Below are 13,448 nucleotides of genomic sequence, written 5' to 3'. Positions count from 1 at the left end.
CGCCAGCGAAAAAAACTCACAACACCCACGGCCCAGTTTTTCTTGAAGCGCGCGCGAGTTTTTCTCGTTTTGCCGCGCGGGGCGGCGGCCCTAGACTTTCGATGACCGGGCAGCCTGGCGCCGGACGTGAATGACCACACCCACCTATACCAACGACAAACCATGAGACAACCGATCCTCACCGAGCGCGAGGGGCCAATCGCCACCGTCACGCTGAACAACCCAGAGAAGCTCAATGCGCTGGACCTCGGCATGTGGCACGGGCTGACCGAGACCATGACGGCGCTCTCTGCCGATGATTCGGTGCGTTGCGTGGTGCTGCGCGGCGCGGGCGACAAGGCGTTTGCGGCTGGTGCCGATATCGAGGAGTTCCGCACGCGCCGCTTTACGCGGGACCAGGCGCGGGAGTATGGCGAGATCACGCACACCACGATGCGGGCGATCAACGATTGCCGACACCCGACCATTGCGCTGATTCAGGGTGCGTGCGTGGGCGGTGGCCTGGAGATCGCCTCGATGTGCGACCTGCGCATTTGCGGGGAGTCGAGCCGCTTCGGCGTGCCCGTCAACCGGCTCGGTCTGGTGATGTCGTATGGCGAGCTTGGCGGGCTGATGGCGCTGTCGGGCCCCGCGGCTGCGCTCGAGATCGTGCTCGAAGGCCGCGTGTTCGACGCCGCCGAAGCGCGCGACAAGGGGTTGGTCACGCGCATCGTGGCGGATGCCAACGTGCCGGAAGAGGCCTACGCGACCGCGCGCCGCATTGCACAAGGCGCGCCGCTCGTCGCCCGCTGGCACAAGCAGTTCGTGCGCCGGTTGCTGGATCCCACGCCGCTGCGTCCGGAGGAAGCCGACGAAGCCTATGCGTGCTTCGATACCGAGGACTTCCATACTGGCTTCAATGCCTTCGTTGGCAAGACGAAGCCGCAATTTTCCGGACGCTAAATTAAAGGTGTACTCATGACTTTGCCGTTGTCGAAAATCAAGGTGCTCGATGTCAGCCAGATCATGGCCGGCCCGTTCTGCTGCATGTTGCTGGGCGATATGGGCGCCGATGTGATCAAGGTGGAGACGCCGGGGGTGGGCGATCAGACCCGCAAGGCGATGGGCTTCCGGCTCAAGGGCGAGGACAGCGGTGGCTTTCTCGCGCTCAATCGCAACAAGCGTAGCGTGGAGATCGACCTCAAGAATCCGGCTGGCCTCGAGGCGTTCTACGAACTCGTGCGCGGCGCCGATGTGCTGGTCGAGAACAACCGGCCCGGTGTGGCCGCGCGGCTGAAGATCGATTACGCGGTGCTGCGCGAGATCAATCCGCGCCTCGTGTATGCGAGCATCTCTGGCTTCGGGCAGACCGGTCCGTGGTCGCGGCGGCCCGGGCTGGACCTGATCGCGCAGGCGATGTCGGGCGTGATGAGCGTGATGGGGCATCCCGATGCGCCGCCGGTCAAGTCCAGCGTGCCAATCGCCGATCTCGGCGCGGGCTTGTTCACCGCGTACGGCATTCTGAGCGCGCTGATGGGCCGCGAGCATTCGGGGCAGGGCCAGTACGTCGATGCGTCGCTGTTCGAGACCGCGCTGGGTCTGTCTGTGTGGGAGTCGGCCGAATACTGGGGCACGGGGCAGGTGCCGGTGCCGATCGGCAGCGCCAATCGCATGAGCGCGCCGTATCAGGCCGTGCGCGCCGCCGATCGGCATTTCGTGATCGGCGCGGCCAACCCGAAGCTGTGGATGGCGCTGTGCGACGTGATCGGCCGGCCCGACCTCGTGGCCGACCCGCGCTTTGTCGACAACGCGGCGCGCATCAGGCATCGTGATGTGTTGATCCCCGCGATCGAAGCCGAGTTCGCGCGCAAGCCGGCGGACGAATGGGTGGAGCTGCTGCTGGCGGCGGGTGTGCCGGCCGCGCCGATCTACACCTATGACGAGGCGCTGGTCAGCGAGCAGGCGGTGGCGCGAGAGATGGTGCTCGATATCGAGCATCCGGTCGAAGGTTCGGTGAAGGTGCTGGGCTTCCCGGTGAAGATGCATGGCACGCCGCAGCAGGTCCGCCATCCGGCACCGCTGCTCGGGCAGCATACGGAGCAGGTGTTGGGCGAGTTTGGCTTTGACGAGGCGACCATCGCGCGCTTGCGCGAGCAGGGGGCCTTCGGGCGTGTGGCGGAGCCGGCGTCGGTATCGGCGTCGGGTGCCACGCCGGTGCCGCAGCGCAAGATCGCATGAGATAAAGATAAAAATACAGCAGCAAGACAGGAGACAACCATGAACTATGCACACTTGCCGTGGCGCAATCTCGCCGCGTCGATGGGGCTTGCGGCACTGGCGCTCGTACCGTGCGCGCAGCTGGCCGTGGCCGCCGATACCTATCCCAGCAAACGTATTGAACTGGTGGTGCCATGGCAGGCCGGCGGTGGCGCCGATGTCGTGGCGCGCGCGCTGTCCGCGGCAGCTGCAAAACATCTGCCGCAACCGATCGTCGTGCTCAACAAGCCCGGCGCCACCGGCGCGGTGGGCCTCGGCGAGGTGGTGCACGCCAAGCCCGATGGCTACAAGCTCGTGCTGTCATCGAGCGAGCTGACGTTCCTCAACTACATGGGGCTTGCCAAGTTCACGTATCAGGACCTGGTGCCGATCGCGCGGCTCAACGCCGATCCGGCCGCGGTGGCGGTGCGCGCCGACGCGCCGTGGAACACGATCGAACAATTTATTGCCGATGCGCGCAAGCCCGATAGCAATGTACGCGTGGGCAATGCGGGGCAGGGTTCGACGTGGCATATGGCGTCCACCGCGTTGGCGGAAAAGACTGGCGCGCGCTTCAATTACATTCCGTTCGCGGGCGGTGCGCCGGCTACGCTGGCGTTGCTCGGCGGCCATATCGATGCGGTGACGGTGAGCACCGCGGAAGTGGCCACGTATGTCGAGGCGGGCAAGCTCAAGGTGCTCGCCGTGATGGCCGATCGCCGCGTGCCGGGCTATGACAACGTGCCGACGCTCAAGGAGCGCAATATCGATCTGTCGATCGGGATCTGGCGCGGCATCTCGGCGCCCAAGGGCACGCCGCCCGAGGTGCTCGCCGTGCTCAAGACGGCCATTGCCAAGGCGGTACGCGAGCCGATCATGGTGCAGACGCTGGAGAAGCTGCACTTCAGCACCGACACGTACGCCGATGACGTTGCGCTCCAGGCGCAGATGGTGCGCGAGGCCGCGCAGTTCCGTCCGCTGGCCAGCCGCATCGTGGCTCAACAGTAAGTTGCCCAGCAATGAGCGAGATCCTCAACGAACCGTTTGTCGACGCGCACCAGCATTTCTGGAATCTTGACCTGCATTCGTATCCGTGGCTGCAGGGCGAGACCGTGCCGAACTTCCGCTACGGCGATTACAGCGCACTGCGGCGCAACTATCTGCCTGAGGACTATGGCCGCGACACGGCCGCGTGCGCCCCGGCGAAAACCGTGCATATCGAGGCCGAGTGGGCACGCGATGACCCGGTTGCGGAGACGCGCTGGTTGATGGAGGTGGCCGCGCGACATGGCCGGCCGACGGTGATCGTCGGGCACGCGCAGCTTGATCGCGCCGATGTCGCGGAGGTGCTGGCCGGGCATGCGGCGTCGCCGCTGATGCGCGGCATCCGCAACAAGCCGGTCACCGCCGCGCGCCGCGAGGACGCACGGCGCGGCGTGCCGGGGTCGATGGACGACGAACGGTGGCGCCGTGGCTATGCGTTGCTGGCAGAGCATGGCATGTCGTTCGACCTGCAGGCGCCATGGTGGAATCTCGACCAGGCTGCCGCGCTTGCGCATGATTTTCCGGACACGCAGCTCGTGCTGAACCACACGGGATTACCGTCCGATCGCAGCGATGCCGGCCTGCAGGGGTGGCGCGATGCGATGGCGCGTCTGGCGCGCGAGCCCAACGTGGCCGTCAAGATCTCCGGGCTTGGCTTGCCGGGGCGTGCGTGGGCGCAGCCGGACAACGTGCCGGTGATACGCGATGCGATCGACATCTTCGGCCCTGAACGCTGCATGTTCGCCAGCAACTATCCGGTGGACAGCCTGGTGGCCAGCTACGACACGATTCTGGCCGGCTTTGTGGCGGCGATCGAGATCTATGGTGCGCGCGAGCGGCGCGCATTGCTGCACGACAACGCCATTCGTATCTATCGGATGGCGTGACACAACAACTTATCGGAGACCTTTACGTGAACGAACTCAAGACCGGCGTTGTCTTCTCCCGCGCGTTGAACGTGGATCGTGCGCGCACCATCGATTTTCTGGGCGAGGCGCTGCGTATCTATGCCACGCCCGAACTCGTACGAGATCTCGAGCAGACCTGCCTCGATCATTTGCAGACGTATCTGGGCGAAGGCGAAAGCTCGGTTGGCACCGAGGTGTCGATCGCGCATACGGGGGCCACGCCGCTGGGCGGGGACGTGCGCATCGAGGCCGAGATCACGGCCGTCGATGGCCGCAGTGTGACGTTTCGCGTGAGTGCGGCGGATAGTGTGGAGACGATCTGCACCGGCACGCACAAGCGCTTCGTGGTCGATATCGCCAAGCTGGCGGCGCGCGTGCAGAAGAAGACCGACGCGGTGCGCGCGGCGGCCTAGCGTGTGTCGATAGTCAGACCGGCGCGGCGGCGGCCGTCGGCGCCGGTTGTCGCGTCGCGGCGGTTTCCGCGCGAATCCACTCCGTAAAGCAGCGGATGCGGCGATCGTCGAGGCGATCGGCCGGAAAGACCACGAAGTAGGAGAACGCCACGGGCAGCCGGATCGATTCGAACAGTCGCACCAGGCGACCTTCGGCCAGATCCTGCTCGATCCAGTTCTTCTTGATCAGCGCGACGCCCAGTCCGCTGATGGCCGCGTTGATTACGAGGTGGCTCGGCCAGAAGGACGGCCCACGCGTGGCATCGACATCGGTTACGCCGGCATGTTCGAGCCACATCGCCCAGTCGGGATTGCTGACGTCGGTATAGGTGCTGTCGTCGTGCAGCAGCGTGTGATGGCGCAGGTCCGCCGGTGTCTCCAGCGGGTGTTGGCCATTCAGCAGCGATGGCGCGCACACGGGAATCACCTCTACCGGCAGGCACAGTTCCGCGTGCAGACCCGGATAGTCGCCGCGTCCATAGCGGATGGCCATGTCGAAGTCATCGCGCTCGAAGTCGATACGATGGTTCGATGTGGATACCTTCAGATCGATGTCCGGATGTGCGCGCATAAAGCTGTCCATGCGCGGAATCAGCCATTTGACCGCGAACGTCGGCGGCATGTTGATCTTCAGCGAGGGGCGATCCTTGCTCTGCAGACGCTGGGTAGCCTCGGCCAGTTGCTTGAAAGCGAGCTGCACGCTGGGCAGATAGGCCGTACCGGAAGGCGTGAGCACGAGTGCCTTGGCTTCGCGGATAAACAGCTGGACGCCGAGATTCTCCTCGAGCGTCTTGACCTGGTGGCTGACTGCCGACGGGGTGACGAACAATTCTTCCGCGGCGCGCGTGAAGCTGAGGTGCCGGGCGGCAACCTCGAAGGCTCGCAGGGGATTCAGGGGAGGGATCTGTCTCGACATGTTCCGTTCGTCTCGCGTGATGGAGCGTCTTCCCTTATTGCAGCGCAGCAAGGCGGAAGGAGCGCGCACGCCATGCACCGCGCCGGGGCGCGGCGGGACTCTCGGAACATATCAGCAAAGCACCGGGCGGAGAATAGGTGGGTTCCCCCAAGCCTCGCGCCGATGTGTTGCCGGGCGTTACAGCGCCTTGAGCGCGCGCTGCAACACGAACGCGGTGCGGAGCGACAGGTCGTAGGAGCGATCGGTTGCCAGCAGGCGACCGTCGACCCAGACGGACCACACACCGTCCTTGCGCACGCAGGCAACGCGGTTGTCTTCCATCAGGTCCGCATACCAGCGCCATAGCGCTGCGTCCTGGATATTGGCGGTGGCACCGGCGCGAACGCGGCGGGTGCCAAGGTTGGCAAGCTCCTGCATGGGCGATCCTCTACAAAAATATGCGGCCAAACTGCGCGGACGCGCCTTGGCCGCGCATTCATGCCAATGTAGGTCATTGGCGGCTTGCCGGGAATGATCTCTGCGGGGAATGCCTCACACACCTTGGTATGGGTCTGACCATATCCCGACTGTCATAGTTGTTCCGCGGTGTATCAATTCATGTGCGCGTACACCCATTTATCGGCGATCAGGTTGGCTTCTATAGTTCTTGCCAAGGCTAACCATTTGAGGAGTCATCATGTCAGTCGAATCGAAACTCGCCGCGCGTGGGTTGACGCTGCCCGCGCCGCCGCAGCCGCTTGGCAGCTACACCGCGGTCAGCCGCGCCGGCGATCTGCTGTTTGTCTCGGGCCAGCTGCCGCTGCGCGATGGCAAGGTGGTATGGCAGGGGCAGGTTGGCAAGGACCTGACCATCGAGCAGGGCAAGCAGGCGGCTGAACTGGCCGCGCTTAACGTGCTCGCACAGATCCATGCGCATCTGGGAGGCTTCGAGAAGCTGGACCATATCGTCCGGCTCGAGGGTTACGTCACCAGCGCGCCGGGCTCTTTCGATCAACCCGCGGTGCTCGACGGTGCGTCCGATCTGTTTGCCGAGGTGCTCGGCGAGAAGGCTGGTCATGCGCGCGCCGCGTATTCGCAGACGCAACAGCCGGGCAATGCCGCGGTGATTCTGGTGGTGATCGCGCAGGTCAAGGCGGCATAACCAGCAGGCGGTTAGACAAAGCGCCGGGCATCTCAGGATGCCCGGCGCTTTTTGCTTGGTGTCCGCCGCAGGTTACGCCGTGACGGTGTCGGTGAGGGCCGGGAAGCGCGGCACCACATGCGTGGCGAGTTCTTCGAGCACCGCTTCCGCGGGCCGGCTGCCGTACTTGAGGTTGAACAGCACGTGGTTGGCGCCCGCGCGTTCGAGTGCCTCCAGATGGCGCATCAACCAGCTGCGCCCAAGGCGATGTCCGCCGTGGATCGGCGTGGGCGAGACGTCGGGGTCCGCCACGAGGTCGATGTGATACGGCTGCGCGAATGGCTTGAACACGCCAGGCGCCACCATCTCGACGGTGTCGTGCCAGCTGCGGATCAATTCGCTCTGCATGTCCAGGCGGCGCGGATAGGTAATCCACCCGTCGGCCTTGCGCGCAATCCAGTCCACCGATTGCTGGCTGTTACCGGTGACGATCAGCGGCACACGCTGGGCCACGGGCTTGGGCACCGGGTCCGCGCCATCGAGCAGACCGTAAGGACTGCTGATGCGCGGGAAGTTCTGACCCCACGCCGCTTCCAGATAGGCCACCTGCTCGCGGAACAGCGCGCCGCGGTTGGCATGATCGACGCCGAATGCGGGGAATTCGATGGCGCGGTCGCCCGAGGCGATGCCGAGTACGAGGCGGCCATCGGAAAGCTGATCGACGCTTGCGGCCGACTTGGCCGTGTGTAGCGGATGGCGTAGCGGCAGCACGATGGCCGCGGTAAACAGCGCGATCGAGGACGTCTGCCCTGCCACATAGCCGAGCCACGTGAACGGGTCGTAGATCTGCCCGAGGTCGCCAAACGCGGGATCGCGCAGCGGCACGTCGCGCACGCCGAGCGAGGCGAAGCCTGCGGACTCCGCAAAGCGCGCCAGTCGGATCTGATCCTTCATGGTCGGCGCATCGCCGGGATACGACTCGATCGCGAAGAGCACGCCGAGCGTCAGCTTGCCGGGAGCGAACATGCGCGAAAACCCGGGGTTGGATTGAGGCAGTCTTTCTGTGGCAGCGGTCAGCATGACGGGCTCCAGATGGATGATTGATGCCTGTCATTCTGGTCAACGGCTCGCCAATCATCATCGGGGTCGCTCGCAATTCATTTGTTCCGCTGCATTGAGAGTGAAGGCCTGGTGCGCAGGGCATACGCGGCGCTGTTACACCGTGTATGGAGTCATGTTCCGGCCGGACCGTTTATCGGCGCGCGCGCAGCGCCTACATTGCAGTCAACGACGCAGCGATTCATCCGGAGCAGCACCATGCCAGTCACCGACAAGCCGACCCCGCTGGAAGGGTCCCACGCACAGATCCTGCAGACACTGCAGACGTATCTCGACGCCATCTACGACGGCGACGTGGCGGCGCTGCGCTCGACGTTCCATCCCGACGCGCACCTGTTCGCGGAAGTCCGCGGCGAAATCGTGCAGAAGACGTTGGCCGCTTACCTTCAAGCTGTGGGCGAACGCGAAAGCCCCGCCGCGCGCAACGCACCGTATGGCATGTCGATCCTGTCGGTGGAAGTGCTGGGCAAGATCGCCTCCGCCAAGGTGCGTGTGCAACTGGGAGAGAACAACTACTACAACTTCCTCTCGCTGCTGAAGATCGGCTGCGACTGGCTTATCGTCAACAAGCTGTACTCGCACCTGGAGCCCTGATTACCGCGCGCCTGCGTGGCGTCGTGACGCAGGCACGTATCCCCCTCTCCGTTTTGCCGGCCATGGTGCCGGCGTTTTTTTTAAGATTGCGGCAAGCGCGCCAGCAGCTCCACGAAGCTTGCCACGCTGGCGCTTCGCACCGGGTGGTAGTCGATGCCCTGTTGCTGGCAGATGCGCTTGAGCATGCCGACCGAGTCGTGGTCCACGCAATCGACGGGGAAGACGACGATGTCGGCGGCGGCGACCATGGCGGGGAGTAGGCCTTTTCGGTCTTCGAGGCCGCCGTCGTGGTCCTGGAAGTGGCCGCCGGCGCGTTCGACCAGCGTGCGGATGGTGGTGACGGTGCCGGGGCGGCCACCGATGTACAACACGTTCCGGTTATCGAGCGCTGGCAGGTGTGGGGTGTCTTCCGTTGCCACCTGCTGACGGTCGATCATCGTTTCCAGCGCCTGCGCTTCCGAGCGGCTGGCGGCGAGTTGCGCTTGCAGGTGCGCGATCTCCGCGCGCAGAGTGCGCACCGTGTCGTCGGCTTGCGCACGTCGCGCTTCCGCGGTGGCGATCCGCTCTATCTGCGCGCTGATCAGTTGCTGCTGCGCGGCTACCTCAAGCGGCACGGCCTCGCCGCCCGCCATCTCGCGCCCGCGCAGGGTAGCGATCAGATCGCTGGCCTCTTGCAGGGCAGCCGCATGTTCGGCATCGGCTTCCTGCATGCGCAGGTGTTGCCGGGCCACGGTGTCTTTCAACGCTTCGTTATCCGCTTCGAGCGCGACCAGTCGTCGGATATCGGCGCGGTTGGAGGCGCCGACCAGATGGGACAGCATATGCACGTCGCCGAACGCCTTCTGGCGTACGGCAACCGAGCCTTCCGGATGCGTCATCGTGGCCCAGTAGGCGCCGGCCACGTCGCCACTGGCGAGGGCGTTGTCCCACAGCGCCTGCACCGCGTCCGCATCGGATGCCGCGGCGAACTGGCGGATGGCCAGCGCATGACGTTGGTCGAGCGCCTTGTGCAAGGCCTTGGCCCCGGCGCCACCGCGAGTGGCCAGCGTCACCGCCTCGTGATGAACCTCGATATCTGGCGCGGTCGTGTCCAGCGTGATCAGACGCCGTACCAGCTTGCGCAACTCGCCGGTGGACAGGCACGTACCGATGATCGAGCAATGGAACGTGGAATCGAGTTCCGCCAGCGCAGCGCGATGCCGCACCTTGACGTCTGGCGTCGAGGCCGGCTGGGCGCGCGGTGTGCAGCAGCCCGGAGCGTTGCCGTGGAGGGTTGCAGTGCCGAGCACGCTGGCCCGCGCGAGCGCAAAAGGTGGACGTTGCATGGCGTCTGAACGGATCGATCCAGGCAGGCATTGCCGTGGCGTCTGCGAAATATACCATCAGATATAGCGGATGCCGTGCCAAGTCATGGAAGCACCGTTGACGACCGTTGTATATCTGCCTATATTTCGCTGCATGAACCGCTCGTTACTCCTGCTCGACGCCTTCGCCGCTCACCCGGGTGATGCGGTGTCGCGCGCCTTGTCGGGTGTGCTGGAGAGCGCCGTGGCAGGCGGCTTGCCGCGCTTTGCGCAATGGCTCGGACTGCCCGCGGACGAGTTCCGGTGCATGCTCGACACCTTTTTCCCCGGCGCGGCGCAAAGCGGCTGGGAGCCCGACACGCCGCCGGTGGATGCCGCGGCGCTGCCGTGCGAGTTCGATGATCTGGTGCGTATGTTGTGGTTTGGCCGTACCGATCAGGCGGATCCGCGCCATGCACTCTGGGCGGCCCATGCGCTTGCCTGCGGCTGCTTCGGGCAGGGTCACCTATGGCAGGACATGGGATTGTCCGGCCGGCAGGACGTCTCGGTGCTGCTGAGCGGCACGTTTCTGCCAGTTTTCACCGCCAACACCACTGACATGAAATGGAAGAAGTTCTTCTATCACCGTGTCTGCGAGGAAATGGACCTGCACCCATGCCCCGAGCCGTCCTGCAGCGGCTGCGACCATTACGCAGAATGCCATGGCGCAGAGACGGTCTCGGTCGTGTCGACGGCCTTGCTGACGGGCCCCCTGCGCCGGCAGCCGTAATCAAACGTACCGGCGCGCTACCAACGCTCACTACCAACGCTCACTACCAACGCTCACTACCAGGGCAGCGCTTCATGCAGCGGCATCAGGCGGAGGGAAGACTCGGGTTGATAGCCAGGAATCGCGCCAATGCGCCCGGCCACACGGTCCGATGCCAGCAGGTCGAGCAGATCCGCGACCCACGCCGCATCGCGGTCGCTGTTGCGTAGTGCGAGGTAGTACGCCTCGCGCGTGAGCGGCACGAAGCCCAGTCCGAGCGCGTCCGCAGTGGAGCGGAGCCCGAAACCCGCATCGGCATGACCCTGCTGGATCGCTTCACCGACCTGCCGGTTGCTCATCGCGTAATTCTCATAGCCGGAAATCTGCTCCGGGTAGGCGCCTTCCGAGGCGACGACCTGATCGAACAACGCGCGCGTCGACGAACTGCGTTCGCGATTGATAAACCGCACGCGGCGCGAGACGAGGTCCTTCACGCTGCGCACAGCGGTGGTCATGGCCGGTGCCACCATCAAGCCCTGATCACGCCACGCCAGGCGGATCAAGCGCACATCCGAGGGTTTGAGCCACGGGCGAAACGCGGTATGGAGGCGCGTGCCCGGCTGATGGATAGGCGAGACGTGGAAGCCCGCCAGCTCTGCCTGCCGTTCATGCAGGCAGATCAGGCCATCCACGGCGCCGCAGAACACGGTGTCGAGCGACACCGTAGTTTCGGCATGGGTCAGCGACTGGCGCATGACATCGATGGTCGCATCGGGCCGTCCCGAGAATCGCACCTGCGCGCGCGAACCCATGGCGTTGCCAAGGTATTGGTGAAAGTCCGTAGCCGCGGTCTCGATGACCGGTTCGACGGTTTCCCGTATGCGCGCCTCGGCGGCCAGCAGGTCCTCGCCAAAGCGTGTCAGTTCGGCCCCCTTGCCGCGCTGCATGCTGACGACGCTGCGGTCGAGCAGGGTTTCCCACTGGCGGATCGTGCCCCAGGCGTGGCGGTACGACAGGCCCACACTGAGCGCGGCCCGTTGCAGCGAGCCGGTCGCGCGGATGGCGCCCAGCAATGCGAGGAGCGGCCCGGCGGGCTGCGGCCCGGCGCTGCTGGCGTCACTGCCGCCGGTATCGCCGCTGTGGTCGATATGGTCGATATGGTCGATATGGTCGAGGAACGGTGTCAGTTCGAAGCGAAATTTCATGGCGAGCCTGCCTTATGCGAGGAACTTTCCGAAATATACAGCAGAATATATCGGAAAGCAGCAGCGTGATTCCAGTGCGTTGTAGACAACACAGTGGCCGGATGCAGTAGACTGCGCCATGGCCAAGACCAACGCTAAAACGAACGAGAGCACAGCCTCTCAGACCCGGTTCAAATTCCGCGCACGGGTGACGGTGGCGGACGTGGTGGCGATCGGCCCCGGCAAGGTCTCGCTGCTGGAAGCGATTCGCGACCATGGCTCCATTACCGCGGCCGCGCGCAGCATGGACATGTCCTACCGGCGTGCCTGGCTGCTGGTGCAGGAGCTGAACAAGGCGATGCGTTCTCCTGCCGTGGTGTCCGAGCATGGTGGCGAAGGACGGGGCGGTACCACGCTGACGGAAGAAGGCGAAGCGGTGATTCGACTGTATCGGCAGATCGAGAGCATCGCCGCCAAGGCATGCAAGAAGGAAATCGATTCGCTGCTGGCACTACTCCAGTAAGTCGTTCTCGGCCCGTCGTGACCGGCGCGTAGAGTTGCGCTTAGAATCGTGCGATCTTCGACCGAAGCGGAGTTGCATCATGAGAAGGCTCATCGCATCCACGTTCGTCTCGCTCGATGGCGTCATGCAGGCGCCGGGCGGCCCCGAGGAAGATCCCACTGGAGGGTTTGCCTTCGGCGGCTGGACTTTCCCGTTCTGGGACGAGGTTATGGGCCGCGACATGCGTGGCTTCGACGGCAAGGATCGCGAACTGCTGCTCGGCCGCAAGACCTACGAAATCTTCGAAGCGTACTGGCCGTATCAACCGGCTGAAGAGGCCATCGCGCAAACGCTCAACGCGGCGAAAAAGCACGTCGCCTCGCGCACCCTCACCGAAGTCGGCTGGAACAATTCGTCGCTGCTGCGCGGCGAGGTGGCTGCGGCGGTCGCCGCGCTGAAAGCCGAAGCAGGACAAGACCTACAGATCATCGGCAGCGGCAATCTGATCCAGACGCTGCAGGCCGCATCCCTGATCGACGAATACAACGTCTGGACCTTTCCGGTGGTGCTCGGCCGCGGCAAGCGATTGTTCGAGCCGAGCGCCAGGCCCGCAGGCCTGCGCCTGGTTGCCTCGAACGCGTCGACGACTGGCGTGGTGATGAGCACCTATGTGCCGGCCGGCGATGTCGCGGTGGGTACCTTCGAGCAGATTGCGCCGAGCGAGAAGGAACAGGCGCGGCGCGCGCGCATGGCGCGCCATGATTGGTAAGGCGCTGGCCAGCCAATCAGTTCGAGGACGGCGCGAGCTTCCTGTGCATCGGCCGCGTCCGCGCGGCGATTACGCGCACGAGATCCTGCTTCAGCAAATAGACCGAGACGACTAACAGCACCAGATCCTTCAGAAGGAAGGCTGAGACGATCGTCATGGCTGGAAAGCCTCCCGCACCGGCTTCCCATGCGTCGGGCGCAAACGGCATGATCGTTATCGTCGTAATGAAGGTGAACGTAGAGCCGAGCGCCCCCAGAACACCGAGCTTCTTGTTCCAGAAGCCCAGAAACAGCAACGTCCCGAAGGTCCATTCCGCCGTGCCCAGCAACACACTCGTGCCTCCGATGCCGAGGACTGGAATCATCCAGAACGTCAGCGGACCATTGGTGATTAGCGGCAGCAATCCTCGGATCTCGGCGTCAAACCATTTGTCATAGCCAAACCACGCGAACATGATCACCATCGCCGCGCGGAGCAGGTGGTAATCGATGTCTCCCTTGAGGAGGCTCGATCGGTTCAACTTATCTAAAACGTAGTCCATGATTTCTTTCCT

General features: G+C 64.4%; 16 protein-coding genes. 10 read left to right on the top strand and 6 right to left on the bottom strand.

Annotation, left to right across the window (positions count from 1 at the left end; translation table 11 throughout):
- Positions 1 to 162 precede the first annotated feature (162 nt).
- From LDO41_RS15240 to LDO41_RS15220, 5 genes are read left to right on the top strand one after another with little or no spacing between them, the layout of a single operon-like run.
- Entirely contained in the window at positions 163 to 942 is a 780-nt protein-coding gene (locus tag LDO41_RS15240; RefSeq protein WP_223989554.1) for an enoyl-CoA hydratase/isomerase family protein, read from the top strand.
- Positions 943 to 957: 15 nt separating this feature from the next.
- Positions 958 to 2,217, top strand: coding sequence for a CaiB/BaiF CoA transferase family protein (locus LDO41_RS15235; RefSeq protein ID WP_223989550.1), 1,260 nt, complete (start codon positions 958 to 960; stop codon positions 2,215 to 2,217).
- A gap of 39 nt (positions 2,218 to 2,256) precedes the next feature.
- Positions 2,257 to 3,243: a tripartite tricarboxylate transporter substrate binding protein gene (locus LDO41_RS15230; RefSeq protein ID WP_377741482.1), complete on the top strand. Its 987-nt coding sequence runs from the start codon at positions 2,257 to 2,259 to the stop codon at positions 3,241 to 3,243.
- Positions 3,244 to 3,254: 11 nt separating this feature from the next.
- Positions 3,255 to 4,166: an amidohydrolase family protein gene (locus LDO41_RS15225; protein ID WP_223989540.1), complete on the top strand. Its 912-nt coding sequence runs from the start codon at positions 3,255 to 3,257 to the stop codon at positions 4,164 to 4,166.
- A 26-nt stretch (positions 4,167 to 4,192) separates the two neighbouring features.
- Positions 4,193 to 4,600, top strand: a complete 408-nt coding sequence (locus tag LDO41_RS15220) for a thioesterase family protein (protein ID WP_223989539.1) — start codon at positions 4,193 to 4,195, stop codon at positions 4,598 to 4,600.
- Positions 4,601 to 4,613: 13 nt separating this feature from the next.
- Here the strand turns inward: LDO41_RS15220 and LDO41_RS15215 are convergent, their stop codons facing one another.
- Positions 4,614 to 5,555 carry a transcriptional regulator GcvA gene (locus LDO41_RS15215; RefSeq protein ID WP_223989537.1) on the bottom strand — a complete coding sequence of 314 codons (942 nt, stop codon included), beginning with the start codon at positions 5,553 to 5,555 and terminating at the stop codon, positions 4,614 to 4,616.
- 177 nt (positions 5,556 to 5,732) lie between these two features.
- Positions 5,733 to 5,972, bottom strand: a complete 240-nt coding sequence (locus tag LDO41_RS15210) for a hypothetical protein (protein ID WP_223989535.1) — start codon at positions 5,970 to 5,972, stop codon at positions 5,733 to 5,735.
- A gap of 259 nt (positions 5,973 to 6,231) precedes the next feature.
- Here LDO41_RS15210 and LDO41_RS15205 point away from each other — a divergent pair, with 259 nt between their 5' ends.
- Positions 6,232 to 6,696, top strand: a complete 465-nt coding sequence (locus tag LDO41_RS15205) for a RidA family protein (RefSeq protein ID WP_223989533.1) — start codon at positions 6,232 to 6,234, stop codon at positions 6,694 to 6,696.
- A 72-nt stretch (positions 6,697 to 6,768) separates the two neighbouring features.
- Here LDO41_RS15205 and LDO41_RS15200 read toward each other — a convergent pair whose 3' ends face one another.
- On the bottom strand, positions 6,769 to 7,755 hold the full coding sequence (locus LDO41_RS15200; RefSeq protein ID WP_223989531.1) for an LLM class oxidoreductase: 987 nt from the start codon (positions 7,753 to 7,755) through the stop codon (positions 6,769 to 6,771).
- A 237-nt stretch (positions 7,756 to 7,992) separates the two neighbouring features.
- Here LDO41_RS15200 and LDO41_RS15195 point away from each other — a divergent pair, with 237 nt between their 5' ends.
- On the top strand, positions 7,993 to 8,388 hold the full coding sequence (locus tag LDO41_RS15195; RefSeq protein WP_223989529.1) for a nuclear transport factor 2 family protein: 396 nt from the start codon (positions 7,993 to 7,995) through the stop codon (positions 8,386 to 8,388).
- Positions 8,389 to 8,468: 80 nt separating this feature from the next.
- Here the strand turns inward: LDO41_RS15195 and LDO41_RS15190 are convergent, their stop codons facing one another.
- On the bottom strand, positions 8,469 to 9,713 hold the full coding sequence (locus LDO41_RS15190) for a DUF2325 domain-containing protein (RefSeq protein WP_223989527.1): 1,245 nt from the start codon (positions 9,711 to 9,713) through the stop codon (positions 8,469 to 8,471).
- A gap of 85 nt (positions 9,714 to 9,798) precedes the next feature.
- Here LDO41_RS15190 and LDO41_RS15185 point away from each other — a divergent pair, with 85 nt between their 5' ends.
- Positions 9,799 to 10,461: a nitrogen fixation protein NifQ gene (locus tag LDO41_RS15185; protein WP_223989525.1), complete on the top strand. Its 663-nt coding sequence runs from the start codon at positions 9,799 to 9,801 to the stop codon at positions 10,459 to 10,461.
- 56 nt (positions 10,462 to 10,517) lie between these two features.
- On the opposite strand, the gene LDO41_RS15180 is transcribed toward LDO41_RS15185, so the two are convergent.
- On the bottom strand, positions 10,518 to 11,645 hold the full coding sequence (locus tag LDO41_RS15180) for a substrate-binding domain-containing protein (RefSeq protein WP_223989523.1): 1,128 nt from the start codon (positions 11,643 to 11,645) through the stop codon (positions 10,518 to 10,520).
- A gap of 118 nt (positions 11,646 to 11,763) precedes the next feature.
- On the opposite strand from LDO41_RS15180, the gene LDO41_RS15175 reads away from it, so the two are divergent.
- Both LDO41_RS15175 and LDO41_RS15170 read left to right on the top strand, forming a co-directional pair.
- Positions 11,764 to 12,147, top strand: a complete 384-nt coding sequence (locus tag LDO41_RS15175) for a winged helix-turn-helix domain-containing protein (RefSeq protein WP_223989522.1) — start codon at positions 11,764 to 11,766, stop codon at positions 12,145 to 12,147.
- A gap of 79 nt (positions 12,148 to 12,226) precedes the next feature.
- Positions 12,227 to 12,895, top strand: coding sequence for a dihydrofolate reductase family protein (locus tag LDO41_RS15170; protein WP_223989520.1), 669 nt, complete (start codon positions 12,227 to 12,229; stop codon positions 12,893 to 12,895).
- Positions 12,896 to 12,911: 16 nt separating this feature from the next.
- On the opposite strand, the gene LDO41_RS15165 is transcribed toward LDO41_RS15170, so the two are convergent.
- Positions 12,912 to 13,436 (bottom strand): DUF417 family protein, encoded by a 525-nt coding sequence (locus LDO41_RS15165; protein ID WP_223989518.1) that lies wholly within the window; start codon positions 13,434 to 13,436, stop codon positions 12,912 to 12,914.
- Between the last annotated feature and the right edge of the window lie 12 nt (positions 13,437 to 13,448).

The sequence above is a fragment of the Cupriavidus pampae genome (genome assembly GCF_914271485.1).
Taxonomy (GTDB): domain Bacteria; phylum Pseudomonadota; class Gammaproteobacteria; order Burkholderiales; family Burkholderiaceae; genus Cupriavidus; species Cupriavidus pampae.
Note: the sequence above shows the minus strand (reverse complement) of the source record. Positions and strands in the feature narration are given on the sequence as shown.